Origin of the sequence: Pseudomonas khorasanensis (genome assembly GCF_014268505.2) — a bacterium.
Lineage (GTDB): Bacteria > Pseudomonadota > Gammaproteobacteria > Pseudomonadales > Pseudomonadaceae > Aquipseudomonas > Aquipseudomonas khorasanensis.
On the sequence record NZ_JABWQP020000070.1, the window covers coordinates 1 to 222 of the forward strand.

Consider the following 222-nt stretch of genomic DNA (forward strand, 5'->3'; position numbering starts at 1 on the left):
GAGGTCGATGCTGCTCAGCTTGCCGCCAGGCTGATGACGGTAATCAAGTTTGCTGCCGTCAGGGAGGCGGCAATGTTTGAGCTGGCCGACGCTGTCGTATTCATAGCGCAGGGTGCCCCAGCCTTGGTGTTCTTCGATGAGTCGATCTTGCAGGTCATATTTGTAAGCGAGCGGCCAGTGGCCGTCGTCGACGTTGACCAAGCGACCGAGCGCGTCGTAGCT

Annotated in this window: 1 protein-coding gene; it reads right to left on the bottom strand. The window is 59.0% G+C overall.

Annotation, left to right across the window (positions count from 1 at the left end; all coding sequences use genetic code 11):
* A partial coding sequence (locus HU727_RS25640; RefSeq protein WP_217847170.1) for an RHS repeat domain-containing protein occupies positions 1–222 on the bottom strand: 222 nt, incomplete at both ends.